The organism is Streptomyces sp. NPDC058335 (genome assembly GCF_042723915.1).
In the GTDB taxonomy this organism is placed as follows: domain Bacteria; phylum Actinomycetota; class Actinomycetes; order Streptomycetales; family Streptomycetaceae; genus Streptomyces.
Genome location: NZ_JBHXHX010000002.1, coordinates 484,846 through 510,558 on the forward strand (window position 1 = coordinate 484,846; position 25,713 = coordinate 510,558).

18 protein-coding genes, 1 tRNA gene and 1 pseudogene are annotated in these 25,713 nt (G+C 71.5%); 12 read left to right on the forward strand and 8 right to left on the reverse strand.

Annotated features, from left to right (window positions below; all coding sequences use genetic code 11):
* Nucleotides 1-128: 128 nt before the first annotated feature.
* From glmU to ACFWJX_RS05300, 3 genes and pseudogenes are all read right to left on the reverse strand, one after another.
* On the reverse strand, nt 129-1,577 hold the full coding sequence (gene glmU / locus ACFWJX_RS05290) for a bifunctional UDP-N-acetylglucosamine diphosphorylase/glucosamine-1-phosphate N-acetyltransferase GlmU (protein ID WP_383237055.1): 1,449 nt from the start codon (nt 1,575-1,577) through the stop codon (nt 129-131).
* A gap of 112 nt (nt 1,578-1,689) precedes the next feature.
* Nucleotides 1,690-1,760, reverse strand: a tRNA-Gln gene (locus tag ACFWJX_RS05295).
* Nucleotides 1,761-1,766: 6 nt separating this feature from the next.
* Nucleotides 1,767-2,638 (reverse strand): annotated as a pseudogene (locus tag ACFWJX_RS05300) (hypothetical protein).
* A gap of 166 nt (nt 2,639-2,804) precedes the next feature.
* Between ACFWJX_RS05300 and ACFWJX_RS05305 the strand changes: the two are divergent.
* The gene (locus ACFWJX_RS05305) at nt 2,805-4,109 is read left to right on the forward strand and encodes a sensor histidine kinase (protein ID WP_383237058.1); all 1,305 of its coding nucleotides are present in this window, start codon (nt 2,805-2,807) and stop codon (nt 4,107-4,109) included.
* Between the two features lie 32 nt (nt 4,110-4,141).
* On the opposite strand, the gene ACFWJX_RS05310 is transcribed toward ACFWJX_RS05305, so the two are convergent.
* Both ACFWJX_RS05310 and ACFWJX_RS05315 read right to left on the reverse strand, forming a co-directional pair.
* Nucleotides 4,142-4,633 carry an SUKH-3 domain-containing protein gene (locus tag ACFWJX_RS05310; protein WP_383237389.1) on the reverse strand — a complete coding sequence of 164 codons (492 nt, stop codon included), beginning with the start codon at nt 4,631-4,633 and terminating at the stop codon, nt 4,142-4,144.
* A gap of 55 nt (nt 4,634-4,688) precedes the next feature.
* Entirely contained in the window at nt 4,689-5,213 is a 525-nt protein-coding gene (locus tag ACFWJX_RS05315) for a YwqJ-related putative deaminase (protein WP_383237061.1), read from the reverse strand.
* A gap of 300 nt (nt 5,214-5,513) precedes the next feature.
* On the opposite strand from ACFWJX_RS05315, the gene ACFWJX_RS05320 reads away from it, so the two are divergent.
* From ACFWJX_RS05320 to ACFWJX_RS05330, 3 genes are all read left to right on the forward strand, one after another.
* Nucleotides 5,514-6,527, forward strand: a complete 1,014-nt coding sequence (locus ACFWJX_RS05320) for an SMI1/KNR4 family protein (protein ID WP_383237064.1) — start codon at nt 5,514-5,516, stop codon at nt 6,525-6,527.
* Nucleotides 6,528-6,534: 7 nt separating this feature from the next.
* Complete coding sequence (locus ACFWJX_RS05325) at nt 6,535-9,198, forward strand: SUKH-4 family immunity protein (RefSeq protein ID WP_383237066.1); 2,664 nt, start codon at nt 6,535-6,537, stop codon at nt 9,196-9,198.
* 204 nt (nt 9,199-9,402) lie between these two features.
* Nucleotides 9,403-10,272 carry a cellulose-binding protein gene (locus tag ACFWJX_RS05330; RefSeq protein ID WP_383237069.1) on the forward strand — a complete coding sequence of 290 codons (870 nt, stop codon included), beginning with the start codon at nt 9,403-9,405 and terminating at the stop codon, nt 10,270-10,272.
* A 327-nt stretch (nt 10,273-10,599) separates the two neighbouring features.
* Here ACFWJX_RS05330 and ACFWJX_RS05335 read toward each other — a convergent pair whose 3' ends face one another.
* Nucleotides 10,600-12,105 carry an MFS transporter gene (locus ACFWJX_RS05335; protein WP_383237072.1) on the reverse strand — a complete coding sequence of 502 codons (1,506 nt, stop codon included), beginning with the start codon at nt 12,103-12,105 and terminating at the stop codon, nt 10,600-10,602.
* Between the two features lie 440 nt (nt 12,106-12,545).
* Between ACFWJX_RS05335 and ACFWJX_RS05340 the strand changes: the two genes are divergently transcribed.
* The 3 genes from ACFWJX_RS05340 to mfd all read left to right on the forward strand — a co-directional run bounded on the left by ACFWJX_RS05340 (nt 12,546) and on the right by mfd (nt 19,907).
* Nucleotides 12,546-13,334, forward strand: a complete 789-nt coding sequence (locus ACFWJX_RS05340; RefSeq protein ID WP_383237075.1) for an ABC transporter ATP-binding protein — start codon at nt 12,546-12,548, stop codon at nt 13,332-13,334.
* On the forward strand, nt 13,331-15,910 hold the full coding sequence (locus ACFWJX_RS05345; RefSeq protein WP_383237078.1) for an ABC transporter permease: 2,580 nt from the start codon (nt 13,331-13,333) through the stop codon (nt 15,908-15,910). The genes ACFWJX_RS05340 and ACFWJX_RS05345 overlap by 4 nt, the downstream gene beginning before the upstream one ends.
* A 466-nt stretch (nt 15,911-16,376) precedes the next feature.
* Nucleotides 16,377-19,907 (forward strand): transcription-repair coupling factor, encoded by a 3,531-nt coding sequence (mfd, locus tag ACFWJX_RS05350; protein WP_383237081.1) that lies wholly within the window; start codon nt 16,377-16,379, stop codon nt 19,905-19,907.
* Nucleotides 19,908-20,009: 102 nt separating this feature from the next.
* Here mfd and ACFWJX_RS05355 read toward each other — a convergent pair whose 3' ends face one another.
* Nucleotides 20,010-20,192, reverse strand: coding sequence for an antitoxin (locus tag ACFWJX_RS05355; RefSeq protein ID WP_383237084.1), 183 nt, complete (start codon nt 20,190-20,192; stop codon nt 20,010-20,012).
* Between the two features lie 237 nt (nt 20,193-20,429).
* Between ACFWJX_RS05355 and ACFWJX_RS05360 the strand changes: the two genes are divergently transcribed.
* Complete coding sequence (locus ACFWJX_RS05360) at nt 20,430-21,098, forward strand: HNH endonuclease family protein (protein WP_383237392.1); 669 nt, start codon at nt 20,430-20,432, stop codon at nt 21,096-21,098.
* 110 nt (nt 21,099-21,208) lie between these two features.
* Nucleotides 21,209-21,970, forward strand: coding sequence for an N-acetyltransferase (locus tag ACFWJX_RS05365; RefSeq protein WP_383237088.1), 762 nt, complete (start codon nt 21,209-21,211; stop codon nt 21,968-21,970).
* Nucleotides 21,971-21,998: 28 nt separating this feature from the next.
* On the opposite strand, the gene ACFWJX_RS05370 is transcribed toward ACFWJX_RS05365, so the two are convergent.
* Nucleotides 21,999-22,388, reverse strand: a complete 390-nt coding sequence (locus ACFWJX_RS05370; protein WP_383237091.1) for a hypothetical protein — start codon at nt 22,386-22,388, stop codon at nt 21,999-22,001.
* Nucleotides 22,389-22,615: 227 nt separating this feature from the next.
* Here ACFWJX_RS05370 and ACFWJX_RS05375 point away from each other — a divergent pair, with 227 nt between their 5' ends.
* The 3 genes from ACFWJX_RS05375 (at nt 22,616) to ACFWJX_RS05385 (ending at nt 25,293) form a co-directional block, all read left to right on the forward strand.
* A complete protein-coding gene (locus ACFWJX_RS05375; protein ID WP_383237094.1) occupies nt 22,616-23,446 on the forward strand; it encodes a glycoside hydrolase domain-containing protein in 831 nt (276 codons plus the stop codon).
* Nucleotides 23,447-23,588: 142 nt separating this feature from the next.
* Nucleotides 23,589-24,239, forward strand: a complete 651-nt coding sequence (locus ACFWJX_RS05380) for a SurA N-terminal domain-containing protein (protein WP_383237097.1) — start codon at nt 23,589-23,591, stop codon at nt 24,237-24,239.
* Between the two features lie 70 nt (nt 24,240-24,309).
* Nucleotides 24,310-25,293, forward strand: a complete 984-nt coding sequence (locus ACFWJX_RS05385; RefSeq protein WP_383237100.1) for a nucleoside triphosphate pyrophosphohydrolase — start codon at nt 24,310-24,312, stop codon at nt 25,291-25,293.
* The last annotated feature ends 420 nt before the right edge of the window (nt 25,294-25,713 follow it).

A 25,713-nucleotide genomic window follows, 5' to 3' on the forward strand; every position in this document is an offset into this window, starting at 1 on the left:
GTCTCCTCAGAGGTGTCTCAGCCGGCTGTCGAGAGACCTCGCCGCTGGGCGCGACGGGCCGTCTCAGCTGGTGGGGGTGCGGGTGTGCACTTATCACGGTACGCCGTGTACGACGCACTCGATTCCGGTCAGTCTTCGCCGTCGCCCTGCCGGGAAGCCGCCTCGGCCGCCTTCGCCGCCGCGCTCCCCGGACGCTTACGAGCCACCCAACCCTCGATATTCCGCTGCTGACCACGGGCCACGGCCAGCGAACCGGGCGGCACATCCTTCGTGATCACGGACCCGGCAGCGGTGTACGCGCCGTCCCCGATCGTGACAGGAGCCACAAACATGTTGTCCGAACCCGTCTTGCAGTGCGAGCCGACGGTCGTGTGGTGCTTGTGCTCTCCGTCATAGTTCACGAACACGCTGGCCGCACCGATGTTGGTGTACTCACCGATCGTCGCGTCACCGACGTACGACAGATGCGGCACCTTCGTGCCCTCGCCGATGACGGCGTTCTTCGTCTCCACATACGTACCGACCTTCGACTTCACGCCGAGCCGCGTACCGGGCCGCAGATACGCGTACGGCCCCACGGTCGCCTCCGGACCGACCTCGGCCCCGTCCGACACCGTGTTGTCCACCCGGGCCCCCGCACCCACCGTCGTGTCCTTCAGCCGGCTGTTCGGACCCACCACGGCACCCTCGCCCAGATGCGTCACCCCGAGCAGCTGCGTCCCCGGAAGAACCACCGAGTCCTGCTCGAACGTCACCGCGACATCGACCCACGTCGTGGCCGGGTCGACGACCGTCACACCGGCCAGCATGGCGGCGGTCAGCAGCCGGTCGTTCAGGATCCGGCGAGCCTCCGCCAGCTGCACCCGGTTGTTGATCCCGGCGATCTCCCGGTGATCACCGGCAACCGAAGCACCGACCCGGTGACCGGCCTCCCGCAGGATCCCCAGCACATCGGTCAGGTACTCCTCACCCTGACTGTTGTCCGTACGGACCTGCTTCAACGCCTCCGCAAGGAGCTGCCCGTCGAACGCGAACACACCCGAGTTGATCTCCCGGATCGCCCGCTGCGCCTCCGACGCGTCCTTGTGCTCCACGATCCCCGTGACCGCACCCGACACCTCGTCCCGGACGATCCGCCCGTACCCGGTCGCGTCCGGCACCTCGGCCGTCAGCACCGTGACGGCGTTCCCGTCGGCCCGATGAGTGGCGGCGAGCTGCGCGAGAGTCGCACCCGTCAGCAGGGGAGTGTCACCGCAGACGACCACAACGGTCCCGTCCACGGCCCCACCGAGCTGCTCCAGCCCCATCCGTACGGCATGCCCGGTGCCGTTCTGCTCCTCCTGCACCGCGGTCCGTACGGCGGCGTCGACCTCGGCGAGATGCGCGGTGACCTTCTCGCGCGCGTGCCCGACGACGACGACCAGGTTCTCGGGGTCCAACTCACGAGAGGCGGCCAGCACATGGCCCACGAGACTGCGGCCGCAGATGTCGTGCAGGACCTTGGGTATGGCCGACTTCATACGGGTGCCCTCACCCGCTGCGAGAACGACGACGGCTGCCGGGCGAATGGCGCTCACGGAGTTGCCCTTCGGCTGTGGAGAGGTGGGACATCCGAAGGATACCGGGGCGTTTCCCGGCGGACATGAGAGCGGGCCCTGACAGTGCTGTCAGGGCCCACCTTCACCAGAGCTCCCGGGGAAGGATTCGAACCTCCATAAGCGACACCAAAAGACGCTGTCCTGCCCTTAGACGACCCGGGATTGCCCTTATGTCCGGTTCGGTAGATCGCCCGGACGGACAGCTCCTACTATGCCGTACCAAGCGCCCTCGATGCGACGGTACAGATCGGCCCCTCGCCGCACTTTGATGCCAAGGCACCCTCGATATGCGTCTCCTGTGTTCTTGCGCACGGTTGCCGGGTTGTGCTTCTTGAGGATCGTCCTGCCCAAGGCTGACCGGTCGACGCCGACGAGGTCGGCCCAGTAGCGCTCGGCGGCAGCGACGTCTGCGGACTCGTGGATCATGACGCGACAGTGCAGCCGGTCTCGACTTATTCCGAGCAGGTCCAGCCAGGCGAGGAAGACGGTGATCATTCCGGGATCGCTGTTGACGAACTCCACGCTTTCGCGGCGGGTGTGCGGCTTGTCCTTGGTGCCCTCGGCCCAGTAGAGCGCAACGCCTGCGATGAATGGCTCGCGATCCGACAGCTCGCCAATGGCTGCTGCTGCCGTTTGTTTTGTGGCCTCACGCTCTTGGTTTCGAGAGGCTTGCAGTCGCGCGAGCCCCGCGTTCATCCGCTCCGGTCGTTCCTCCGGAGTGCACTTGAGCTCCGGGTGGGGCTGATCTCGCACCCAAAGTGACACGGAACTCTTCGAGCAGCCCAGTTCCGCCCGGATTCGGGTGTACGTCCCCCCTGCTGCCGTAGCTCCCGCGCCCTCTCGCGGAGGTCGTCCTTCGCTCGTGGGCGTTTCGTCCACTCGGGGGGTGGCTCGCCCTCGACGAGGCGTTGAAGTGCCTCCTTGTTGTGTACTTGGAGCTCGTCGCGGATCTGCCGAAGGCTATAGCCCTCGCGTCTCAGCGCGACCGCCTGCTCCCGGAGCCCCTCGAAGTCCACGTACTTGCCATGGGAATGTGCCATGGGCGTACCGTCAGGTCGGAATAGGGGATTCCGGGATCGAACAGGCCTGGTTCGTCAGTCCGAGGGATACCGGTGGGTTTCGGTGATGTCCGGTTGCGGAGTGTGGTGTAGGCCAGTCGGGGAAAGTCGCCGGAAATGGCAGAGGCCGCGCCCGTAGGCTGGGGGCATGACCACGACGGGGGAAGAGGGCACGGCGGTCCGGGGAGGGCCTTGGTGGTGGGCGAGGCGCCGCAGTGCGGTGTTCGACTGGAGTCTTGCGGTGTTGTCCGCCGCGGAGTGTGCGCTGGAGGGGTATCCGTTCGCGCAGGACGCGGGCGTTCCGGTGGCCGCGGGGATGGTGTTCGGGCTGCTCGCCGGGTCCGTGCTGCTGGTGCGGCGGAAGTGGCCGATCGCGGTGGTGCTGGTGTCGATCGCCATCACACCGGCGCAGATGGGCTTTCTGATGGGGATCGTCGGCCTGTACACGCTGGCCGCGTCCGAGCTGCCTCGGCGGATCATCGCCTCGCTGGCGGGGATGCAGTTGGTGGGGACGTTGATCGTGACGTTCGTGCGGGTGCGCCAGAGCATGGATCAGGGGCGTCTGACGATCGGGGACTGGTTCATTCCGTTCGCCGCCATCACGACCTCGCTGGGACTGACCGCTCCGCCGTTGCTGCTCGGGCTGTATGTGGGGGCGCGGCGGCGGTTGATGGAGAGTCTGCGGGAGCGGGCGGACAGTCTCGAGCGGGAGTTGCAGCTGCTGGCCGAGCGGGCCGAGGAGCGGGCGGAGTGGGCGCGGGGCGAGGAGCGGACGCGGATCGCGCGGGAGATGCATGACGTGGTCGCGCATCGGGTGAGCCTGATGGTGGTGCACGCGGCGGCGTTGCAGGCGGTGGCGCGCAAGGACCCGGAGAAGGCCGTGCGGAACGCGGCGCTGGTGGGGGACATGGGGCGGCAGGCGTTGACCGAGTTGCGGGAGATGCTCGGGGTGCTGCGCAGTGGCGACGGTGTGGGGGCGCGGGGTGCCTCGGTGCCGTTGGCGGCGGTGGGGGTGGCCGCGGCGGCTGCCGCTTCGCGGGCGGTGGAGGAGGGGGAGGGGCCGTGTCTGTCGGAGCTGGACGTGTTGATCGGGCAGTCGGCCGCCGCGGGGATGGTGGTGGACCTGTCGGTCGAGGGTGAGGTGCGGGGGTATGCGCCGGAGATCGAGCAGACGGCGTACCGGGTGGTGCAGGAGGCGTTGACCAACGTGCACAAGCATGCGGCGGGTGCGAAGACGTATGTGCGGTTGGCGCATCGGGTGGCCGAGATCGCGATGCAGGTGGAGAACGAGCCGCCGCCGGAGGTGGGGTCGGCGTCGTCGGCGCGGTTGCCGTCGGGGGGCAACGGGCTGGTGGGGATGCGGGAGCGGGTGCTGGCGTTGGGTGGGGTGTTCGTGTCGGGGCCGACCGAGGCGGGGGGGTTTCGGGTGTCGGCGGTGATTCCGGCGGGGTAGGGCGGTGCATGGCCTGGGGCCCTTGTGGGGGGTCAGCCCGCGGTGAGGCGGACGGGCTCGATGCCGGAGATGAGCGCGCCGAGGGCCTGGTCGATGTCGGGGCCGAGGTACCAGTCGCCGGTGTGGTCGAGGGCGTAGACGCGGCCTTCGGCGTCGATGGCGAGGAGGGAGTGGCTGTCGGTCTCGGCGCCGAGGGGGCTGACGTCGGTGTCGAGGGCACGGCCGAGGTCGGCGAGGGTGCGGGCGAGGTGCAGGCCGTGGAGGGGGTCGAGGTGGACGGCGGCGGGGGCGATCTGGCGGCCGGGTCCGGTGGGGGCGATGTGGAGGCCGCCGAATTCGGCCCAGGCTTCGACGGCGGCGGGGAAGACGGCGTGGCGGTGGCCGGCCGGTGAAGTGTGTTCGCGCAGGGTGTCGGCCCAGATCTCGGCTTGTTTGATGTCCCAGCGTCCGGGTTGCCAGCCGGCGGCGCGCAGGGCGGCGTCGGCGGGTACGGGGAAGCGCGTGGTGGTGCGGTCGGGGTGCATCTGCCCTTCGTTCGTCGGGGTCATGGGTCGGTGCGAGGCCGTACGTGTGCGGGCGTCAGTTGCCGTCGGTGGTGGGGTCGACGATGCGGACGCCGAAGTGGGCGCTGAGGGCGGTGCAGGCGCGGCAGGGGGCGGCGAAGCTGCCGTGGAGGGGGTCGCCGTCCTCGCGGATGCGGCGGGCGGTGAGTTTGGCATGTTTGAGTGCTTTGCGGGCCTCGCCGTTGGTCATGGGTCTGCGGGTGGCGCGTCTGCTGCGGGTGGCGTCGGCGGCGGCGATGTGGCGGGAGATGAGGAGCGCTTCGGCGCAGCGGCCGGTGTAGCGGTCGCGTCGGTCGCTGGGGAGGGTGTCGAGGAAGTCCTGGACGAGGGGGTGGAGTGCGGGGGGCTGGTCGCCGCGGGCGGCGGTGCCGGTGAGGGTGGCGCCGCGGACGGAGAGGGCGGCGGCGACGGTGGGGAGTATGCCGTCGCGGCGGTGGCGGAGGACGGGTGCGTGGAGGGTCTCGTCGCTGCTCCAGCCGATGCGCGGGTCGCCGGAGCGGCTCGTGTGCGGTCCCGTTTGTGTGGCGTTCATGATCGTCATTCCCCTCCCGTGCATCCCCCGGAGGACTCAGAGTGCCAAATGGCGTGGGGTGTGGGAAAGCTGGGGCGGCGCGACACGCCCGTGTTTGGGCTGGCTGTCACGGCGGGGTGACGGCAGGTCACGGAAGTGGAGGGCCGGTGACCGGTGTCGCCGTACCGCATAGGCTGTCGGCACCGCCTGGCGCGCGGTTGACGCGCGTTGGAGACCGTTGGAGACAGTCGGATACGGAGTGTGGTGGTCGGGTCCGGATGCGGATTCGGCCGCCGGGGTCCGTCCAGAGTGCCGCAGGGGGCAACCGCCATGACGACAGGTCGGCTCGGGCAGCAAGCCGCGCCGCCGAACGCGGCCTACGCCGGGCAGGTCGTGCATTTCCCGGATCCGGTCCGGGCCGCACGTCACCCGAGGGGGGTGCGGGTGGACGAGCGCGGCTACCCGGACTTCTCGGCCTATGCGCGGGCGGCCGCGGAGATCGCGGAGCCGCCGGAGGGTTTCGGCGTCGATGAGCTGCGGCTGACGGACTACGTGTCGGCGAACGCGGCGTTGTCGGCGTCGGGGCACGAGCTGTGGGACACGGTGGACAGCGTGGCGACGCCGCATGGCTGGACGTGGCATCACGTGGTGGGTTCCCGGCGGCTGGAGTTGGTTCCGGTCGAGGTGAAGGCGTTGCTGCGACATCACGGCGGGATCGTGACGGCGGTGGTGGATCAGGCGAAGCGTGGGACGCGGCCGTTGCAGGAGACGCGTCCGGCGCATTTCGGGCTGCCGAAGTCGGGTGTGGCGGTGTCGGAGCAGCAGGTGCAGGGGGTCGAGGAGGACCTCGGGTACCGGTTGCCCGGTGCGTACCGGACGTTCTTGAAGGCCGCGGGTGGCTGTGCTCCGGTGGGGCCGGCACTGGACGCGGAGTTGGGGCTGCTGGTGGACCAGCCGTTCTTCACGGTGCGGGACGAGGCGGCGGTCAACGATCTGGTGTACGTGAACAAGTGCCTGCGTGACCATTTGACCAAGGATTACCTGGGTGTCGGGTTCGTGCAGGGTGGTCTGCTGGCCGTGAAGGTGAAGGGCGAGCGGATCGGTTCGGTGTGGTTCTGCGCGTACGACGATGTGCGGGACGTTGATCCGGCGTGGTCGCCGGCAGAGCGGGTGGAGCGGTTGTTGCTGCCGTGCGGTGAGGATTTCGATGCCTTCCTGTCGCGGTTGGCGGGGCGGCCGCCCGAGTTGGAGACGGTGGCGAATCTGATGGTGGACGGTGGTTTCGCGCGGGTTGCTCCCGCTGCTTCCGGTTCTTCTGTTCCGTCCGTCGGCGTGGGGGAGTGATCCGGCGATGGTGACGTTCGCGCAGGCGCAGGAGCGCGGTGAAGAGTGGGTCAACGGGGACGTTCCGGCGTATCAGCACCGTGAGGTGCGGGTGCGGGAGTTCGGGCTCGGGTTCGTGGTGTGGGCCGAGGACCGTGCGGAGGGGCCGCGTTCGGACGGGGGCGGTCAGCGGTTGGTGCTGGCCCGGGACAGTGGTGAGGTCACGTTGTGGCCGGCGCTGCCGGTGGGCGAGGTGGTCCGCCGGTACGAGGAGGAGTACGGCCGTCCGGAGGGTGAGCCGGAGCCGGTGCAGCCGGCTGCGGCGCGGGTGGATCTGAATCAGACGTCGTTCCTCCTGTCGCCGCCGGAGTGGCTGCAGGAAGCGGCGGACCGGCTGGGGATCGGGGAGGCGGCTGGTTCGTCGTCTTCCCCTTCCCCTTCTGCGGCTTCGGTCGGGGAACCGGGTGATCCCTCGCTGCCTCGGACGCAGGCGGGCGTGCCGACGCCGTCCGCCCCGCCTGCCGGGGCTACGCCCTGGGCGGGTACGGACACCAATGGCGATTCCGGTGACGACCGTTCCGTACCGCTGCCGGCGACCGTGTTCGCGCCGCAGCTGAGCGGCTCGGACGACGAGGACGTGCCGCCGCCGTCGTCGGTGCCAGAGGCCAAGACGGCGCTGATGTCGGGCGGCAGCCGGCTTCCGTCCACGACGGTCGCGCCGGCGCTCCAGAATCCGAACGGGCAGGATGCGCCGGGCGGGACGCCCGCGCCCACTCCTACTCCTCCCCCCAGCCCCACCCCTCCGCCTCCGCCTCCGGCGCCGGTTTCGGGTGGGCCGGGGACTCCGCCCCCTCCGCCACCGCCGCCGGCCGGGCCGCAGGGCACGCCTCCGCCGGGTGCGTCGTCCTACGGCGGTCAGCAGCCGCCCGGTGTTCCGCAGCCGCCGGCCGGTCCGGGTGCGCCGAGCGCTTCGGCCCGGTCGCTCGCGCCGAACGCCGGGGACATCGCCGATGCCGCGACCAGCAAGGCGGCTCCGCCGCCGCGTCGGCGTGTCGGTGGGGCGCCGCCTCCGCCGAGCGCGCCGGGTGCGCCGGGCGCGCGGCCGGGTGCGACACCTCCGCCGGCCGCCGGTCCGGGTGCTCCCGGTGCGCCGGCGGGCGGTTATGTGCCTACGCAGTTGGTGTCGGCGCTCGGTCCCGAGGGGCTGGCCGGGCCGGGTGCGCCCGGTGCGCCGGGCGTTCCTGGTGCTCCCGGTGGGCCGAACCCGCCCGCCCCGCCGAACCAGCCGGGCGGTACGCCTCCGGGTGGGGTGCACCACGCCGCGACGATGTTCGCCGACCCGAGCCGGATGGGCCCGGGTGCGCCGCAGCCTCCTGGTGCTCCCCGGCCGCCGGGTGCGCCGGGTGGTCCCGGTGCTCCGCAGCCCCCGGCCGCCCCTGGTATGCCCGGTGCGCCGGGCCCTCACGGGTCGGCCGGAGGGGCGCAGGGTGCCGCGCACCATGCCGCGACGATGCTGGCCGGGCCGGGCGGCCCCGGCACGCCGCCGCCACCGAACGCCCCGCACACGCCGAACGCCCCGCACACGCCGCACGCACCGCAGCCGCCGATGCCGCCGGGCGCGATGCCGCCACCCGGTGGGATGCCGCCCGGTGCCATGCCGCCGCCGGGTATGGCCGGGCCGGGGCAGCCTCCGGCGTACGGCTATCCCCAGCAGGGGCAGCCGACCGTCGGGCCGGGTTACCAGGCCGTGCTGCGGTACCGGGCGCACGACGGGTCGGAGCAGCAGCTGATCCGGCGTTCGGCGCCGGGTACGCCGCATCCGGAGTGGCAGATCTTCCATGAGCTGCGGGCGATGAACGTGCCGCCGGACCAGGTGCTGGAGCTGCACACGGAGCTGGAGTCGTGCGAGCTGCCGGGGGCCTACTGTGCGCGGATGATCCGCGAGCAGTGGCCGCAGGCGCGGATCACGAGCATCGCGCCGTACGGCACGGACCATGCGAGCCGGCAGCAGGGGATGCGTCAACTGCTGGCTCATCAGGGCGAGTTGCATCAGGTCGCCGACGGTCCCGCTCGTCCCGCCCCGGTGCGGGCGCCGTTGCCGCCGGTGCAGCCGGCGCCGCCGATCCCGCCTGAGGCGATCGCGCAGGAGATGGGCGCGGCGTTCGGGCCGGGGGTGTTCCGGTTCGAGCAGGCGGCCGTGTCCCGGCAGGGTGTGCCGCCGGTCGTGGCGCACACGCTGGTGGTGGCGGGTCTGCCGATGGATCTGGGTCCGTTCTTCTGGGCGCAGGCCCAGCCGGGGCGGCCCGTGCCGACGCTGGCGGAGCTGGCGGCGGAGCGGGGTGTGCAGCCGGCGGCGGACGCGGGCTCGTACCTCGTGATGGGCAGCGACTTCGGCAAGGCGATCTGTGTGCAGTACGGCACGGCGAACATCGTCGCCGTGCCGGTGGAGGCGGGGCCGGGCGGGGCGCCCGTGCCGCCGCAGTTCGTGAACAGCGGGCTGCCGGAGTTCGCGCGCTGCCTCGCGCTGCTGGGACGGATGTGGCGGCTGCGGTTCGGTCTGAACCAGGAGCAGGCGGGCCGCTGGACCGTCGACTTCCAGGCGCAGTTGGCGGCGCTGGACCCGGCGGCGCTGGGTTCGCCGGAGAGCTGGTGGTCGGTGCTGCTGGAGGAGATGTGGGACGGGTTGCTGTGAGGCGTGCGTCCCGCTGACCCGTTCGTGGGTGAGGGCCGGACCGGTCGTGTGACCGGGTCCGGCCCTCTCGCATGCATGGCCGACCGTGACCTGCTCGCGGAGTGTCGCGTTATGAACACTTACGCCTGATACATCAGGATATGCGCGAAATAATCCATTCCGCGTCCGTCTGGTGGAGAGGGGTCCCAAGTGATCAGCGCTTCGATGGCACCACCCGGTTTCATGACCGTGCGCGGGCGCGGTTACCGGCCCGAACAGGTCGATGCGTACGCCGCCGCGCTCTCGGCCGACCGGGACGCCGCCTGGGAGCGGGCCGCCCGGCTGACCGTGCTCGCCAAGAACATGGCGGCGGAGGCCGTACGGCTGCGGGACACCGTGAGCCGGCTGGTACCGCAGACGTACGACGGCCTCGGGGAGCGTGCGAGGCGCCTCTTCCAGCTCGGGCAGGAGGAGGCGGCGGCCGTACGGGAAGGCGCCCGGCGCGCGGCTCAGGAGCAGGTCGCGCAGGCCGAGGCGGATGCCGCCGGGGTGCTTGCGGCGGCGCGGGAGCGGGCGGACGAGATGCGCGCGGAGGCCGAGGAACGGGCCCGGCACAGGCTGCTCGCGGCGCGCGCCGAGGCCGACGAGATCCGCATCGGCGCCCGGCGCGAGGTGAAGGAGAACCGGGGCGAGGCCCTGGAGGCCCTGCGCGAGATGCGCCGGCGTACGGCGGCCCTGCTCGCCGACCGGGAGAAGGACCAGGCGCAGCGGTGGGCCGCCGCCGAGCGCGAGGAGGCCGAACGGGCCGCCGCGCTCGACGCGCACCACGCGCGGCAGGTGGCGCGCGCCGAGGCGGCGTTGTCCGAGGCGAAGCAGGCCCTCGCCGACGCCGAGGAGTCCGCCCGCCGGCGTCAGGAGGAGGCACACGCGCATGCCGCCGAAATCCTCACGGAGGCACGCATGCGTGCGGAACACATCGCGCGCGAGACGGAACGCATGCTGCGCGAGCACGGCGAGCGGTGGGACGACGTGCAGGCGCACATCGATCACGTACGCAGCAGTCTGAGCGCGCTGACGGGGCGCGCGGTGGAATAGGCGCCCGTCTCCTGCTGTCAGTCGCCCCTGCGCACGGCCCCCGCCAGGATCCGGCCGGGCGCGTGGCTGTCGGGTGCGGGCGAGCGGTGCCGGGGGAGGGTCGGTCGCCCGGTGGCGGGTGCCGGGTGGTCGGAGGTGACGGAGGGCCGGTCGCCAGGCTCCCGGCATCGGAGTCGGTGGGGGTCGGTCGTCCGGCGTCCGGTGCAGGTGCAGGTGCCGGGGGAGCGGTGAGTCGTGCGGGCGGTCGCCCGACTCGCTCAGCTGCGGTTGACCGCAGTTGACGGCGGGTCGGTCGCCCGGCGCCGGGGAGGGCTGAGTCGGTGCGGGTCAGTGGTCCGGTTCGCTCAGGACCGGGAAGCGGCGTGGCGCCACGCACAGCAGTACCAGGAAGGCGAGCGCGGCGGCTCCGGCCGCGCCCAGGTACACGGCGTGCACGGCGTCCGCGACCGCGTGGCGGGTCGCCTCGGCCGGGGCGCCCGCGTCCAGGTCGCGGGCGACGGAGTCAAGGTCGCCCGTGCCGCCCAGCCGCGCCGCCAGTACCCCGTTGGCGACCGCGCCGAAGAGGGCCGCCCCGATCGTCTGCCCGCTCTGGCGGCAGAAGAGGACCGACGCCGTGGTGGTGCCCCGCTCCGACCAGCCGACCGTCGACTGCACACCGACGATCAGCGGCAGCTGGAACAGTCCGAGTGCCGCGCCGAGCAGCAGCATCAGCAGCGTCGGCTGCCAGGCCGCGCCCGGATACGGCAGGAAGGGGAACGCGAGCAGGACCAGCGTCGCCGCGCCGATGCCGAAGAGGGCGGTGTCGCGGAAGCCGATGCGCCGGTACACGTGCTGGCTGAGGGCCGCCGAGAGCGGCCAGCTCAGCGTCCACACCGACAGCACGAACCCGGCGGTCACCGGATCCAGGTCCAGCACCGCCTGGGCGTACGTCGGCAGGAACACCGTGGGCGCCACCATCAGCAGGCCCAGCGCGCCCAGCGTGAGGTTGACCGCGGCGATCGTACGGCGGCGCCACACCCAGCCCGGGATGATCGGCTCGGCGGCCCGGCGCTCGATGACCACGACGAGGCAGGCCAGGGCCAGGCCCCCGGCGAACAGGGCGAGCGACGGCGCCGACAGCCACGGCCAGGCCACCCCGCCCTGCACCAGCGCGGTCAGCAGCACCCCGCCGGTCGCGAACACCGCCAGCGCGCCCGCCCAGTCGACCCGCGCGCGTGCCCGCGACTCCCGCTGCGGTTCGTGCAGGTGACGCACGATCAGCCACAACGCCACCACGCCGATGGGCAGGTTGACGAGGAAGATCCACCGCCAGTCGGCGTACGCCGCCAGCAGCCCGCCCAGACCCGGTCCCGCGACCGCGGACACCGCCCACACCGTGGACAGCTTGGACTGGATCTTCGGGCGTTCCTTCAGCGGGTAGAGGTCGGCGGCGAGGGTCTGCACGGTGCCCTGCAAGGCGCCGCCACCCAGGCCCTGCACGACGCGGAACGCGATCAGCGCGCCCATGTTCCAGGCGAGCGCGCACAGCAGCGAGCCGAGCAGGAAGAGGATCGCGCCGGCCACCAGCACGGGCTTGCGGCCGAAGGTGTCGGAGAGCTTGCCGTAGACGGGCAGGGTGACCGTGACGGCGAGCAGATAGCCGGAGAACAGCCAGGAGAAGACGGAGAACCCGCCGAGGTCGCCGACGATCTGCGGTACGGCGGTGGAGACGATGGTGGAGTCGAGCGCGGCCAGCGCCATGGACAGCATCAGCGCGGCGACGACCGCTCCCCGCTTCCAGGTGGCCGTGCCCTGCCCGGCGGCTTCCCGTGTCGCGGGTCTGATGTCGCCCATGCGATGCCCCACCCCTGTCCGTCCCGTGTCCCGTGCCCCTTGCACCTATCGCCGCGGACAGCTTCCCACTTGACCCTGACGCGACGGGAGGGTGGAGCCTGACCGGGCCGGAGGGTGGACATCACCCCTAGGAGCACTCCACCTACCGGTGGACAGCCCCTAGGGGTACCTCCGTAGTACGGCTCGGGGAGGGTTCGTACTGCCGGAGGAGGAGATGGGGCCGGGTCGCTCCTTAACCTGGCTTTACGCCGCTGGGACGGGCAACCCCACCGGCCGGAGGTGGGGTTAACCCCCCACGAAGACGGGCCCGAGCACCAGCGCGCCGCACCCGGTCGCGCCGACAGACTCTTCGACGTAGCACCGAAGACGTGACACCACGCACCACCACCGACGCGGCACCACTCGCGCGTCCCACCGACTTCCGACATAGGAGATCTACCGTGACTTCGGCTGTGACCATTCCCAGGCACGGGGGCACTGGAGGGCGTACGGCCGTTGCCGCTCGGGCGCGGCAGGTCGTCAAGGCGTACGGGTCCGGGGAGACCCGCGTCGTCGCCCTCGACCACGTCGACGTGGACATCGCCCGTGGCCGCTTCACCGCGATCATGGGTCCCTCGGGGTCCGGCAAATCCACCCTGATGCACTGCCTCGCCGGCCTGGACACCGTCACGTCCGGGCAGATCTACCTGGACGAGACCGAGATCACCGGGCTCAAGGACAAGAAGCTGACGCAACTGCGCCGGGACCGGATCGGGTTCATCTTCCAGGCGTTCAACCTGCTGCCGACGCTCAACGCGCTGGAGAACATCACGCTGCCGATGGACATCGCCGGCCGCAAGCCGGACAAGGCCTGGCTGCAGCAGGTCGTCGAGACGGTCGGGCTGGCCGACCGTCTCAAGCACCGGCCCACCCAGCTCTCCGGCGGCCAGCAGCAGCGCGTCGCCGTGGCCCGCGCCCTCGCCGCCCGCCCCGAGATCATCTTCGGCGACGAGCCGACCGGAAACCTCGACTCGCGAGCCGGCGCCGAGGTCCTGGGCTTCCTGCGCCGCTCCGTGGACGAACTCGGCCAGACCATCGTCATGGTCACCCACGACCCGGTCGCCGCCTCCTACGCCGACCGCGTCCTGTACCTCGCCGACGGCCGCATCGTCGACGAGATGAACCAGCCGACGGCCGAACAGGTCCTGGACCGCATGAAGGACTTCGACGCCCGGGGGCGTACGTCATGACCGTCATGAAGACCTCGATGCGCAACTTCTTCGCGCACAAGGGGCGGATGGCCCTGTCGGCCGTGGCCGTCCTGCTGTCGGTGGCCTTCGTCTGCGGGACGCTGGTGTTCACCGACACCATGAACACCACCTTCGACAAGCTGTTCGCGGCCACCTCCTCCGATGTGACGGTGAGCGCGAAGGGCGCCTCCGACACCGGTGAGACGACCTCCGGCAACGGCAAGCCACCGGTCATGCCGGCCGACGTCGTGGGCAGGGTTCAGCAGGCGCAGGGCGTCAAGTCGGCGGAGGGGACCGTCTTCTCCACCTCCGTGACCGTCGTCGACGCCGACAAGGACAGCCTGTCGCCCACCAGCGGCGGCCCCACCATCGTCGGCAACTGGAACGCCAACGACGCCCGCACCATGAAGATCACCGAAGGTGCCGCGCCCCGGAACTCCGCGCAGATCATGGTCGACGAGGACACCGCCGACAAGCACGACCTGAAGGTCGGCGACGAGATAGGCGTGATCAGCGCGGTCGGCACGCACACCGCGAAGATCTCCGGCGTCGCCGCCTTCCAGATCACCAACCCCGGCGCGGCGATCTTCTACCTCGACACCAGGACGGCGCAGGACATCCTGGTCGGCGAATCCGGTGTCTTCACCAACGTCAACGTCACGGCCGCGGCCGGGGTGAGCGACGACCGGTTGAAGCAGAACGTCACGGCCGCGCTCGGCGGCGACTACAAGGTGCAGACCGCCAAGGAGACCGCCGACGCCAACCAGAAGGACGTCGGCGAGTTCCTGAACGTGATGAAGTACGCCATGCTCGGCTTCGCCGGGATCGCCTTCCTCGTCGGCATCTTCCTGATCATCAACACCTTCTCCATGCTGGTCGCCCAGCGCACCCGTGAGATCGGTCTGATGCGGGCCATCGGCTCCAGCCGCAAGCAGGTCAACCGCTCGGTCCTGGCCGAGGCCCTGCTGCTCGGCGTCGTCGGCTCCGTCCTCGGCGTCGCCGCGGGCGTCGGCATCGCCGTCGGCCTGATGAAGCTCATGGGCATGACCGGCATGAACCTGTCCACGGACGACCTCACAGTGGCCTGGACGACCCCGGTCATCGGCCTGATCCTCGGCGTCGTCGTCACCGTCCTGGCCGCCTACCTGCCCGCCCGCCGGGCCGGCAAGGTCTCCCCGATGGCCGCGCTGCGCGACGCCGGCGCCCCCGCCGACGCCAAGGCCGGCGTCGTACGGGCCGTGCTCGGACTGCTCCTCACCGGCGGCGGCGTGTTCGGCCTCTACCTCGCCTCCGCCGCCGACAAGGCCAGTGAAGGCTCCCTCTGGCTCGGTCTGGGCGTCGTGCTCAGCCTGATCGGGTTCGTGGTGATCGGCCCGCTGCTCGCCGGCGGCCTGGTCCGGGTGCTCGGCACGGTCGTGCTGCGGGCCTTCGGCCCCGTCGGCCGGATGGCGGAGCGCAACGCCCTGCGCAACCCGCGCCGCACCGGCGCCACCGGCGCCGCCCTCATGATCGGGCTCGCCCTGGTCGCCTGCCTCTCGGTGGTCGGCTCCTCCATGGTGGCCTCCGCCACCGACCAGCTCGACAAGACCGTCGGCACCGACTTCATCATCCAGAGCGACACCGGCCAGCTGATCACCCCGCAGGCCGTGCAGGCCGTCAAGTCGACGCCGGGCATGGAACGGGTCACCGAGTACAAGATCCTCGACGCCGACCTGACCACCCCGGACGGCAGGACGTCCAAGGGCGAGACCGTCAACGCCGCCGACCCGACCTACGCCACCGACGTCACCACCGAGACGGTCGCGGGCAAGCTCGCCGACGCCTACAAGCCCGACTCCATGTCCGTCTTCGAAGGCTTCGCCGACGAGCACGGCCTGACGATCGGCTCGAAGGTCCAGGTCGCCTTCAAGGACGGCACCGCCGCCGCGCTCACCGTCCGCGCGATCACCAGCGACGAGGTCGTCATCGACAAGGGCGCCATGTACGCCTCCATCTCGACCGTCGCCAAGTACGTGCCGGCCGAGAAGATGCCGCTCGACCAGCTCGTCTTCGCCACGGCGAAGGAAGGGCAGCAGGAGGCCGCCTACACCGCGCTGAAGTCCGCGCTGCACGACTACCCGCAGTACTCCGTCCGCGACCAGACCGACTACAAGGAGGCGCTGAAGGACCAGATCGGCCAGATGCTGAACCTGATCTACGGCCTCCTGGCACTCGCGATCATCGTGGCGGTCCTCGGTGTGGTGAACACCCTGGCCCTGTCGGTGGTCGAGCGCACCCGGGAGATCGGCCTCATGCGGGCGATCGGCCTCTCGCGCCGGCAGCTGCGGCGCATGATCCGACTGGAGTCGGTCGTCATCGCCCTCTTCGGCGCCCTGCTCGGCCTCGGCCTCGGCATGGGCTGGGGGGCCACCGCCCAGCAGCTCCTCGCCCTGGAGGGTCTGACCGTCCTGGACATCCCGTGGCCGACGATCATCGGTGTCTTCATCGCCTCGGCCTTCGTGGGTCTGTTCGCCGCGCTGATCCCGGCGTTCCGGGCGGGCCGGATGAACGTCCTGAACGCGATCGCGACGGACTGACCTCCCGGTCGGGGAAGCCGGCGCCGAGGAGCCACGGGGGGCTCTTCGGCGCCGGCTTCGTCGTGCGTGGCCGGCGGGCAGGGGCGAGGCTCGCGGCCTCCCGCCCCCAGATCCCCGGCCCATGCCTGATGCCCCACCCGACTCGGGTGGGGCGTCACCCAGCCCGTCCGGCGTCTGAGGACGAGGCGCGGAGCGCCGACAGCGGGGGTCTGGGGGCGCAGCCCCCAGGGTTGGGACGGGAAGGGGCGGCGGGGGCGAGGAAACCCGGACCCCGCCACCCCCCCCCGGGTTATCCACAGCCCCAGGCAGACCGCCCCGCCCCGTCGTACCCTGGACACCCCCGGCCCGTGACACGCGTCGGGCCCTTCGCGTTGTCCACCCACACCGCGTTGTCCACCCACACACCGCGTCGCCCACCCACACCGACCACCACCCACCTCGGACCCCCGGACGGAAAACCCCCTCCATGAGCCTGCACGGTCTGCTCGACGCCGTAGTCAAGGACCCCGCCCTCGCGGAAGCCATCCCCGCGGCCGCCGACGGCCACCGCATGCACATCGACCTCGTCGGCCCCCCGGCAGCCCGCCCCTTCACCATCGCCGCCCTCGCGAGGGAGACCACCCGCACGGTCCTCGCGGTCACGGCGACCGGCCGGGAGGCGGAGGACCTGGCAGCCGCCCTGCGCACGCTCCTGCCCCCGGACGGCGTCGTGGAGTACCCCGCCTGGGAGACCCTGCCGCACGAGCGCCTCAGCCCGCGCAGCGACACCGTCGGCCGCCGCCTCGCCGTTCTGCGCCGCCTGGCCCACCCCCGCACCGACGACCCCGAGACCGGCCCGGTCTCCGTCGTCGTGGCACCCGTCCGCTCGGTGCTCCAGCCGCAGGTCAAGGGCCTCGGCGACCTGGAGCCGGTGGCCCTGAGGGGCGGCCAGACCGCCGATCTGAACGAGATCGTGGAAGCCCTCGCCGCCGCCGCGTACGCACGCGTGGAGCTGGTCGAGAAGCGCGGCGAGTTCGCCGTACGCGGCGGCATCCTGGACGTGTTCCCGCCCACCGAGGAACACCCCCTGCGCGTCGAGTTCTGGGGCGACGACGTCGAGGAGATCCGTTACTTCAAGGTCGCCGACCAGCGCTCCCTCGAAGTCGCCGAACACGGCCTGTGGGCACCCCCCTGCCGCGAGCTGCTCCTCACCGACGACGTCCGCGCACGCGCGCGTGCCCTCGCCGAGCTCCACCCCGAGCTGGGCGATCTGCTCGGCAGGCTCGCGGAGGGCATCGCCGTGGAGGGCATGGAGTCCCTCGCCCCGGTCCTGGTCGACGACATGGAGCTGCTGCTCGACGTGCTGCCCAAGGGTTCGATGGCCGTCGTCTGCGACCCGGAGCGGGTCCGCACGCGCGCCTCGGACCTGGTGGCGACGAGCCAGGAGTTCCTCCAGGCGTCCTGGGCGGCGACCGCGGGCGGAGGCGAGGCCCCCATCGACGTCGGCGCGGCCTCCCTGTGGTCCATCGCCGACGTGCGCGACCGCGCGCGCGAGCTGGACATGATGTGGTGGTCGGTGTCCCCCTTCGCCGCCGACCTGGAGCTGGAGGCGGACACCCTCAAGCTGGGCATGCACGCCCCTGAGGCGTACCGCGGCGACACCGCGAAGGCCCTCGCCGACACCAAGGGCTGGCTGGCCGAGGGCCGGCGCGTCGTCTTCGTCACCGAGGGCCACGGCACGGCCGCCCGCACGGCCGAGGTGCTCGGCAACGAGGGTGTCCCGGCCCGCCTGGACACCGACCTGACCGAGCTGACCCGCTCACTGGTGCACGTCTCCTGCGGTTCGATCGACCACGGCTTCATCGACCCGGCGCTCGACCTCGTCGTCCTGACGGAGACCGATCTGACCGGCCAGAAGGCGGCCGGCAAGGACGGCGCCAGGATGCCCGCGCGCCGCCGCAAGACGATCGACCCGCTCACCCTGGAGGCGGGCGACTACATCGTCCACGAGCAGCACGGCGTGGGCCGTTACATCGAGATGGTGCAGCGCACGGTCCAGGCCGCCACGCGCGAGTACCTGGTCGTGGAGTACGCGCCGGCCAAGCGCGGCCAGCCCGGCGACCGCCTCTACATCCCCACCGACCAGCTGGAGCAGATCACCAAGTACGTCGGCGGCGAGGCACCCACCCTGCACCGGCTGGGCGGCGCCGACTGGACGAAGACGAAGGCGCGCGCGAAGAAGGCCGTCAAGGAGATCGCCGCCGACCTGATCAAGCTGTACAGCGCCCGCATGGCCGCCCCCGGGCACGCCTTCGGCGCGGACACCCCCTGGCAGCGCGAGCTGGAGGACGCCTTCCCGTACGTGGAGACGCCCGACCAGCTCACCACCATCGCCGAGGTCAAGGACGACATGGAGAAGTCGGTCCCCATGGACCGCCTGATCTGCGGCGACGTCGGCTACGGCAAGACGGAGATCGCCGTCCGTGCCGCCTTCAAGGCCGTCCAGGACGGCAAGCAGGTCGCCGTCCTGGTCCCCACCACGCTGCTGGTGCAGCAGCACTTCGGCACCTTCAGCGAGCGGTACGCGCAGTTCCCGGTGAAGGTGAAGGCGCTGTCCCGCTTCCAGTCCGACACGGAGGCCAAGGCGGTCCTGGAGGGCCTGCGCGAGGGCTCCGTGGACGTCGTCATCGGCACCCACCGGCTGTTCTCCTCGGAGACCAAGTTCAAGGACCTGGGCCTGGTCATCGTCGACGAGGAGCAGCGTTTCGGCGTCGAGCACAAGGAGCAGCTGAAGAAGCTGCGGGCCAACGTCGACGTGCTGACGATGTCGGCCACGCCCATCCCGCGCACCCTGGAGATGGCGGTGACGGGCATCCGCGAGATGTCGACGATCACCACGCCCCCGGAGGAGCGCCACCCGGTGCTCACCTTCGTCGGGCCGTACGAGGAGAGGCAGATCGGCGCGGCCGTCCGCCGTGAACTGCTGCGCGAGGGCCAGGTCTTCTACATCCACAACCGGGTGGAGTCGATCGACCGGGCGGCGGCGAGGCTGCGCGAGATCGTGCCCGAGGCGCGGATCGCGACCGCGCACGGCCAGATGTCGGAGGCCGCGCTGGAGCAGGTCGTCGTCGACTTCTGGGAGAAGCGGTTCGACGTGCTCGTCTCGACGACGATCGTCGAGTCCGGCATCGACATCTCCAACGCCAACACCCTGATCGTCGAACGCGGCGACAACTTCGGCCTGTCCCAGCTCCACCAGCTGCGCGGCCGGGTGGGCCGTGGGCGCGAACGCGGTTACGCCTACTTCCTGTACCCGCCGGAGAAGCCGCTCACGGAGACGGCCCACGAGCGACTCGCGACCATCGCCCAGCACACCGAGATGGGCGCGGGCATGTACGTCGCGATGAAGGACCTGGAGATCCGCGGCGCGGGCAACCTCCTCGGCGGCGAACAGTCCGGCCACATCGCGGGCGTCGGCTTCGACCTGTACGTCCGCATGGTCGGCGAGGCCGTCGCGGACTACCGGCGCCAGCTGGAGACCGGCGAGATCGAGGAGGAGGCCCCCCTCGAGGTCAAGATCGAGCTGCCCGTCGACGCGCACGTCCCGCACGACTACGCCCCCGGCGAGCGGCTGCGCCTCCAGGCCTACCGGGCCATCGCCTCGGCCAACTCCGAGGACGATGTCAAGGCCGTACGCGAGGAACTCGTCGACCGCTACGGCAAGTTGCCCGAGCCGGTGGAGAACCTGCTGCTGGTGGCCGGGCTGCGGATGCTCGCGCGGGCGTGCGGCGTCGGGGAGATCGTGCTCCAGGGCAACAACATCCGGTTCGCGCCGGTGGAGTTGCGGGAGTCGCAGGAGCTGCGGCTCAAGCGGGTGTATCCGGGGTCGGTCATCAAGCCGTCCGCGCACCAGCTCCTCGTACCCCGCCCGAAGCCCGCGAAGATGGGCGGCAAGCCGGTGGTCGGGCGCGAACTGCTGGGCTGGGTGGGCGAGTTCCTGGTGACGGTGCTGGGGTAGCCGGCAGGTGCCGTAGGCCGTCTCGTAGGTCATCGGACACGACGAGGCCGTCCGCCGGAGGCTCGGCTCCGCGGACGGCCCGGGTGGCTCCGGCTGCTCGGGCTACGGCTGCTCGGGCGGCCGTTCCTCGTCCATGCCCATCCGCCGGTGCAGCTGCTGCTGCCCGGAGTCGACCTGGGACTCGTACTTGTTGCCGGTCTTCTCGTTGGCCTTCTTCTCGGCGGTGTCGGACATGCCCTTGGCCTTGTCCCGCCCCTGGCTCTTGAACCTGTCGAAGATGCCCATGCGCAACTCCCTCCGGAGGTGACTCCCTCCAACGGTATGCCCGGCTTGCGCCGTGTGCCCACTTGTGGCCGCGGAGGTCTGGACCTCCCGTACTGCTGCCGCGCGCCCCTCGCCTACCGTGTACGCGAGCCCGGCCGGGGAAAACGCCCTGTGCGGGGTGGCAGCGGCCGAGCAGGGGAGGGGCGCGTGAAGCGTCTGAGGGGCGGGGCGGCGACCGCCGTCGTACTGGTCTGCGCCATGACCGGCTGCACCGACCAGGTCACCGGCACCGGCTCAGCCGGACCCGGCCGGACCGGGGCCGGGGGAGCGGCCCTCACGGCCGCCGAGTCCCTCACCGTCAAGGGGCGGGCGCCGCGCACCGGTTACGACCGGGACAGGTTCGGCAGCGCCTGGGCCGACACCGACTCCAACGACTGCGGAACCCGCGACGACATACTCAAACGGGACCTGGAGAGCGTCCGGTTCACCGACGGCACCTGCAAGGTGTCCTACGGCGTGCTGGAGTCGGACCCCTACTCCGGCAAGGACGTGACCTACCGGCGCGGCAGCAGCCAGGTCGACATAGACCATGTCGTCGCGCTGTCCGACGCCTGGCAGAAGGGCGCCAAGTACTGGGACGCGAGCAAGCGCATCGCCCTCGCCAACGACCCCCTCAACCTGCTGGCCGTGGACGCGAGCACCAACCGTTCCAAGGGGGACGGCGACACGGCGACCTGGCTGCCGCCCAACAAGGCCTACCGGTGCCCGTACGTGGCGGCGCAGGTCGCGGTGAAGAAGAAGTACGAACTGTGGGTCACCGCCGCCGAGAAGGCCGCCATGGAGAAGGTCCTCTCGGGCTGCCCCGACCAGAAACTCCCCACGGGCGGCAACCCGACGAGGGCGCCGGAACGTTTCCACGCGAACTGAGCGCGCGGCTCGGTCGCTCAGCCGCCCAGTCGATCAACGGCGCGGCAACCGGCTCACGGCCACGTGAAATCCCGTTCCCCCGCCGCCTCCCCGCCGCTTACCGTGCCCCCATGGAACTGAAGGTCGCCTCCCTCGCCGACCGGCCCGAGATGCTGGGGCCGGTGCTCGACATGCCCGACAGCTGGCCGGTGTTCGCCACGCAGGATCCGGTGGGCAACGCCCACTACGGGCGGATCCCCACCGAACTGCCGGAGTACGTGCTGTTCGCCGAGGACGAGCGCGGTGAGGTCCTCGCGCACGCCTACAGCGTGCCGTTCGCCCTGCGTGCCGAGGGCCGGGGCGAGCTGCCCGCCCGCGGCTGGGACCAGGTGCTGCTGTGGGCGTTCTCCGACCTGCGGCGCGGGGTACGGCCCGACACGGTCAGCGCGATCTCGATCGTGGTCGCCCCGCACGCCCAGGGCCTCGGCCTGTCCGGGCGGATGCTCGCCGCGATGCGGGACAGCGCCCGAGCGAAGGGCTTCACCGAGGTCGTCGCCCCGGTCCGCCCGAACGCCAAACACCTCGAACCGCACACCCCCATCGACGAGTACGCGCACCGGGTGCGGGACGACGGGCTGCCGTACGACCCGTGGCTGCGGGTGCACGTCCGGGCCGGGGCGAGCATCGAGCGGGTGGCGCCGGCGTCGATGACGGTGGCCGGATCGCTCGCGGAGTGGCGCCGCTGGACGGGGCTTCCCTTCGACACGCGGGGTGACGTCGAGGTGCCCGGTGCGCTGGTGCCGGTGCGCTGCGAGCCGGAGCGCGACTGTGCGGTGTACGTCGAGCCCAACGTGTGGCTGCGGCACCCGCTCCGACCGGCGCCGCCCGCCTGAGTGCCGGCGACGTCGGCGACATCGGCGGCTACCGTCCGTACGGGTACCCCTGCTGGTAGTGCCCCTGCGGGCCGGGCGCCCCGTACGCCATCGCCGGCATCGTCGGGATCCGCTTGTCGAACATGGCCCACAGCAGCATGCAGGCCGCCGTCGCCAGCGTCACCAGGATGGCGAGACCCATGAACCCGTCCCCGTCCGAGCTGTCGTCCGTCGCCATCCACGGCACGGTCACGCACTCGTACAGGGCGAACGCGCCGAAGGCGACCCAGTCCGAGGACCGTCCTCGGCGGATCGCCACATAGAGGAACGGCACCCACGCCAGCAGGCCGAAGGAGAACCACGCCAGGGCCACCCAGCCGATGCGCTGGAACCAGCCCGCCTCGAGCCGCTTGTCCGCACCCGTCATCACCGTCGTCATGTCGCCCCCCAAGTAGCCAGGGAGCAAGGTTAGGCCACGGCCGGGCCCGCCCGGACCTCCCTGTCTTTACTGTGACATGAGCGAATCCTGGCGCTGCGAGGGGCCTGTGTTTCCCGACCGCAGACCCGCGCGCGGTACGGTGCGTTCGATTCAGGGGGCATCACACGCAGACACACGCCGTACGCCGGGATCCGGCCGTACGCGCGCAGACGACCGATGGGGTGGGGATGGCCGAGCACCGGCAGTCCAGAAAGCGCAGATACATCACCTGGGGAGTGGCCGGCGCCGCCGTCCTCGCCGGTGCCGGGATCGCCGCGCAGAACTCGATGGCGGCCACCACCTGGCCCGCCCAGAAGACCTACACCGGCCGGGCCTTCGACACCTGCACGGCGCCCTCCCTGGCCGCGATGAAGGCCTGGAAGACCAACGGGTTCTACGGCGCCGCCGCCGTCTACATCGGCGGCAGGAACCGCGGCTGCGCCCAGCCCAACCTCACCGCGTCCTGGGTGAAGTCGGTCAACGCCGTCGGCTGGAAGCTCATCCCGCTCTACGTCGGAGCCCAGCCGCCCTGCCAGACGAGCGGCAACCCGGAGAGGTTCACCGCCGCCACAGCGGCCTCCCTCGGCGTGAGCAATGCCAACGACGCCGTCGCCAAGGCCGCCGCGCTCGGCATGAAGGCCGGCAGCCCGGTCTACCTGGACATGGAGCCGTACGACATCACGAACAAGGCGTGCAACGACGCCGTGCTGACGTACGTCCGCTCCTTCACCAAGACCCTGCGCGCCAAGACCTACCGGGCCGGCTACTACGGCTTCAGCAGCTCCAGCGCCAAGGCCGTCGCCACCGCGACGAACAGGACGGACCTGCCGGGCAACCTCTGGTACGCGCTGTGGGACAAGCAGAACACCACCACCGCGGACTGGCCGTGGGGCGCCACGCAGTACACCGACCACAGCCGTGGCCACCAGTACATGGTCAACAGCAAGGAGACCCGCGGCGGTTACACGATCACCGTGGACCGCAACGCCTGGGACGCCCCGGTCGCCCTCGTGGGCTGACCCACGTACCGGTGCGGGCGCGGCGGTGCCGGAAGTCCTGGTGAATCGTTGGTCCAATGGGTTGGCCCCAGCCGCACCACTGCCTACCATCGATCACCGCAAGACCTTGTGCACCGCCGCACAATCTCCTCGGGAGGCTTCCTTGCACCGCCGCCGTCGCACCGCGCTCCTGCTGTCCGCCGCGATCGTCGCGGCGGGCCCCCTCCTCACGGCCTGTGGCAACGAGGCCCACCCCGGAGCGGCGGCCGTCGTCGGCGGCCAGCGGATCACCGTCTCGCAGCTGGAGGGCCGGGTGAACGAGGTACGCGAGGCCCAGCGCGCCTCCGTCCCCGACGACACCCAGTACGCCCAGGCCATCGCCCGCACCGGCACCCTCACCCGCGACACGCTGCACGGCATGGTCCTCGACCGGGTCCTGCACCGCGCCGCCGAGGACGCGGGCATCACCGTCAGCCGCAAGGAGGTCCAGGCGATGCGGGCCGGCCTGGAACAGCAGGCGGGCGGCGCGAAGGGCCTGGAGACCACCTGGCTCCAGCAGTACGGCATCCCGCCGCAGCGCCTCGACGAGAACCTCCGCCTCCAGCTGGAGGCCCAGAAACTCGCCGCGCGGCTCGGCACCGACACCAGCCGGCCCGAGTTCTGGAACGCCCTGTCGAAGGCGTCCAAGGACCTCGACGTCGACCTCAACCCGCGCTACGGCGACTGGGACGTACAGAAGGTCAGCCGCGTCGACGCGAAGACCCCCTGGGTCCGCGACGTGACGACGCCGTCCCAGCCGCCGCAGACCGCCTGACGGTACGCCGGTCCCGGCCGGCCCGTGGATGACTTCGGGGGCTGTCGGCGGGGTGGGTTACGTTCGGAGAGTGAACGCAACGAGTCCCGAAGGCGGCTCCAACCCCGGCCGTGTCGTCCTGCTCACCACCAGCCACCGGATCGCCCCCGGCCTGCTGTCCTGGCCCGCCTGGCAGGCCCTGCACGAGGCGGACCGCGTCCTGTGCGCGGACGGCGCCCATCCGCAGCTGCCGTATCTGCGGGAGGCCGGTATAGAGGTGGCGGAGACCTCCCCGACGGCCGAGGAGCTGCTCTCCGCCTGCGCCGGCGGCCGCACGGTCGTGGTCGTGGCGACCGGTGAGGGCGAACCCGCCCTGACGGACGGCCTGGCCCGGCTGGCCGGCTCCGGCCGCGTGGCCATGCCCGACCTGGAGCTGCTCCCCGCCTCCTACGACCTTCCCGGCGCCCGCCTCCTCGACCTCGTCCAGGTCATGGACCGCATCCGGGCCGAATGCCCCTGGTCCTCCCAGCAGACCCACAAGGGCCTCGCGAAGTACGGCATCGAGGAGGCGTACGAACTGGTCGAGGCCATCGAGGACGGCGACCGCGACGCGCTGCGCGAGGAGCTGGGCGACGTCCTCCTCCAGGTCGTCTTCCACGCCCGTATCGCCGAGGAGGACGAGGAGGCCCCGTTCTCCGTCGACGACGTGGCCGGCACGATCGTCGCCAAGCTCATCCACCGCCACCCGCACGTCTTCGGCGACGCCACCGCGACGACCCCCGAGGAGGTCAAGGAGCACTGGCTGCGCACGAAGGCGGTCGAGAAGCGCCGCGAGTCGGTCACCGACGGCATCCCCCTCCACCAGCCGGGCCTCGCACTGGCCGCGAAACTCGCCTCCAGAGTCCGCTCGGCCCACCTGGACGTACCGCTCCCGACATCGGAAGGCCTCGGCTACGACCTGCTGGCCCTGGCGGCCCGAGCGGAAGCGGAAGGCGTCGACCCGGAGGCGGCCCTACGGGCAGCGGCCCGCACCTACCGAGACGCGATCCGGGCGGCGGAGGGAGTGGGGGAGTAGGGGGCGGCTCCTCGGGGCCTGGCGGACACGAGGGCTTGGAGAACTCGCGGAGGCCGGAAGCCGCCAACTGAGGCGGCCGCCGCACAGAAACGGGAGTCGCCGGCTCCGCCCAGCCTCGGGCACGCATCTGTCCTGCGGCGGCTCGGCATGGGCCTTGGGCCGCCCCTGTCCTGCGGCTGCCTCGGCTCGGGATCGGCCTTGCGCCCGGTCCGGTCCTGCGGCGGCTTCGCTCGGGCCGCCCTCGCGACCGCTCCGGCCTCCGCCGGCCCTCCCGTTCGGCGGAGCGCCGACGCGGTCCGTCCGCCCCACCCAGGGAAGCGGGCGGACGCGACCAGGCCGGACGCAGACGGCCGTAGGGCCACCGATCCAGGCACGGGGGCGCGGCGGGCCTCCGTCGTCGCTCCGGTCCGGCAGCGCGCC